We start from the raw sequence: 2,975 nt of genomic DNA on the forward strand, positions 1-2,975 counted from the left end.
AAAACAGATGAGCAGATCGAGCTACCCGTACGGGGCGTCTTTTTTGAAATAGGTTCTGCGCCGAGTTCCATGCCCGTAAAAGACCTTGTCGAGCTGGACGAAAAGCAGGAGATAATTGTCGACTGCAGTAATAAAACATCCATGCCGGGTATTTTTGCTGCCGGCGATGTGACGAGCGTTCCGCAGAAGCAGATCATCGTAGCGGCGGGTGAGGGCGCCAAAGCGGCACTATCGGCATACGACTACGTAATCAGGCTACCCGAGGATACCAAGTAAGCCTACCTCGATCGTATCTTAGAGCATGGTTACCTGCTAACGAAGAGCCTTGCGGGCAGCGCGACCTAGTGCGTGTAAATAAGAACGAAGACGTAAAAGACGAGCGTTATAACCGATGCGATAGCGAGGCTTTTCCACACCAGTGGGTCTTCGTTTTTAATAAAGTTCTTGAAACCTTCAATCATGGTACTCATCCACCTTATGCAATATGTAGCCGGGGTCATAGCCCCGCAAAGACAGGATACACTCCTAAAATCGATTATACTGGTATGCGCAACATTTTGGTATAGCCATGGCCTTAAATAAGCCGCCATGCGGCAAAGTTTATGACCCGCATCGTACCGGAATACCTGGTTAACTACACATATAGTGGCTTATAATCATTTATAATCAGATGGTGCACGTAAGGACGATGGCGGTGTAAAGTAGTTGGTTGAGCATTTTGTTGACTATTATAAGATACTAGAGGTCGACCCCGAGGCCTCAAAAGAGGTTATCGATAAAGCATACAAGGCGCTGTCGCTTAAATATCATCCCGATAAGCATCCCGAGGAGCGCAAAGAAGCCGCAACGCAAAAATGGCTTGAAATGCGCAAAGCGTATGAGATTCTTTCTGACGATAAAGAGCGCGCCGCGTATAACGTTACGCGAAAACGGGCGGCTGTCGATCTTTTTCTTAATGAAGGACTGCTCGGTCTAGCCAGAAAGTACTTGAAGGAGAATACGATTTGAGCTACAAATTGGTCGCACTGGATCTCGACGGGACGCTCCTCTCGAATGATAAGACTATTGACGATAGTACGGTTGAACTAATCCAACAGGCGAGACGCAACGGAGTCCGGTTCACTATCGCAACGGGCAGGATGTCGAGGGGCGCGTTGCGTTACGCCCGGAAACTCGAGATCGACATTCCTATAATCACATACAACGGCGCCATGATTAGAAGCCCGATTTCCGAAGATGTCTATCACGAATGCAAAGTGCCTGCTGAAAGGGCTATAGATGCGATAAACTTACTCCGGGACGAACCGGTTCTACGCTACGTGTTTTTAAACGACGATGTCTATACGGATACTCCCCACGAATGGACCGACCGCTATGCCGATCTTCTTGGCGTTACAATGAATTTTGTTGATGATACGCGCGAGCTGCTAATCGATGACCCCACCATGCTTGTTTTCATGGTTACGGAGTTACGGGCGCGTGAGCTAACGATGTTGCTGAAAAGCGAACTCGACTCCCAGGTTAAAATAACCAATTCAGCGGATTGGTTTTTGGATGTACTTCCCATGCGGGCCTCAAAAGGGTTGGCCCTCGCGGAACTTGCCGGTAGCCTTGGCATCAAACGCGAAGAAGTGATTGCAATCGGGGATAATCTCAACGACCTGGAAATGATCGAGTACGCGGGTCTCGGTGTCGCCGTCGCAAATGCAACCGAAGAACTCAAGAGTGCCGCGGATTATGTCACCACTCTTCCCATAAGCGAGGGTGTAGAGGAAGTGCTCCACAAGTACGTGCTCTCTGCACAAGACCACAGCGACTCGCTTTATGCGCCCGATATCGGCTCGTAATTACACGCCGTGCGCGATGCGTTTAATCGCGTTTCCGGGGTATAAAAACGAAGAGCCAAGTATATGGTATCGCATTTATAAAGGGGAGGTTTATGCTGTGGAGACTTCAAAAGGCGAAGAAAAACCCAGAAAAGAACATCCGGTCGAGGGCCCGGTTGAAGATATCGTAGAAACCGAAATCGCGGAAACAAGATATATGGGCGAAGGCCCGCCGGGGGTCGGTCCGAGAAAGGACCGGACCGAGGTATCCGAGACCGCCTACATGGGCGAGCCCGAAAAGCGCGACGAGCCGAAACACGAAACCGAGTATAACGAGTTTAGGAACAAGCAGCCGCATATAGGTAAAGCCACGCAAGAACCGCAACGGCAACGCGAGAAAAGAAAACCCGCGTAGCCGAAACAAATTAGTGGCCTTAGAATATTGCTACTTTTAAGAAAGCATTATAGAATAATCCAAGCTAACGGTCGCTTGCCCCAGAACCGGAACCATGCTTTGTTTAAACTAAGAACAGAACTAGTGAGAGACTAATCTTGCAAAGAGCAAAGACAGAAGCAGCCTTAGTAGTATTTATAATCATAGTGACCGCAGTATCTCTTGGCGGATTTCTCGGCCTGCATGAGGCGTTTGCCCAGCAAAACCCCACGCCCGGGCATGCCGGTAATCCGGCTCCACATTATAAGGATATCTCAAACGCCGACTGGTTTTATGACAAAGTGATCTCGCTCGCGACCAATGGGATCGTCGGCGGCTACAGCGATGGATCGTTCAAGCCGCACACATCTATTACCAGAGCCGAGATGGCATCGTTTTTGGCGCGGGCAAAATCATTGCCGGCAACCGATACAACGTTGTTTGTCGATGTGGACCAGACCGATTGGTTTTCCGAAGACGTGGCGGCCGTTTTGCAGGCGGGGATAATGAATGGGACGACATCCACCCTTTTTTCACCATCGGGGCTATTGAACAGGGAACAGGTGTCGGCGATTATGGTAAGGGCCGCCGGGACGGATGGGATAACCGACATACAGGAACAGAGCCGTTGGTTGCAGGGATTCAAGGACCGGCGAAGCATCAGTCTCTGGGCCAGACCGTATGTTGCCGCAGCTATTAAATACAGTCTCATGGAC

Annotated in this window: 6 protein-coding genes; 5 read left to right on the top strand and 1 reads right to left on the bottom strand. The window is 49.9% G+C overall.

Annotation, left to right across the window (positions count from 1 at the left end; translation table 11 throughout):
• On the top strand, positions 1–276 hold a 276-nt coding region (locus ACYC56_RS14055), incomplete at its 5' end, for an FAD-dependent oxidoreductase (protein WP_461374799.1).
• 65 nt (positions 277–341) lie between these two features.
• Here ACYC56_RS14055 and ACYC56_RS14060 read toward each other — a convergent pair.
• Complete coding sequence (locus ACYC56_RS14060; RefSeq protein ID WP_461374800.1) at positions 342–470, bottom strand: hypothetical protein; 129 nt, start codon at positions 468–470, stop codon at positions 342–344.
• 235 nt (positions 471–705) lie between these two features.
• Between ACYC56_RS14060 and ACYC56_RS14065 the strand changes: the two genes are divergently transcribed.
• The 4 genes from ACYC56_RS14065 to ACYC56_RS14080 form a co-directional block, all read left to right on the top strand.
• Positions 706–1,008, top strand: a complete 303-nt coding sequence (locus ACYC56_RS14065) for a DnaJ domain-containing protein (RefSeq protein ID WP_461374801.1) — start codon at positions 706–708, stop codon at positions 1,006–1,008.
• Complete coding sequence (locus ACYC56_RS14070; RefSeq protein ID WP_461374802.1) at positions 1,005–1,847, top strand: Cof-type HAD-IIB family hydrolase; 843 nt, start codon at positions 1,005–1,007, stop codon at positions 1,845–1,847. Before ACYC56_RS14065 ends, ACYC56_RS14070 begins: the two co-directional genes overlap by 4 nt.
• Before the next feature lie 97 nt (positions 1,848–1,944).
• Positions 1,945–2,241, top strand: coding sequence for a hypothetical protein (locus tag ACYC56_RS14075; RefSeq protein WP_461374803.1), 297 nt, complete (start codon positions 1,945–1,947; stop codon positions 2,239–2,241).
• Between the two features lie 185 nt (positions 2,242–2,426).
• On the top strand, positions 2,427–2,975 hold a 549-nt coding region (locus ACYC56_RS14080), incomplete at its 3' end, for an S-layer homology domain-containing protein (protein WP_461374804.1).

Source organism: Candidatus Aquicultor sp. (assembly GCF_054640775.1).

What these genes read in the sequence shown, in the direction of transcription:
- ACYC56_RS14060 (WP_461374800.1), bottom strand. Translation starts at nt 470, where the DNA reads ATGAGTACCATGATTGAAGGTTTCAAGAACTTTATTAAAAACGAAGAC.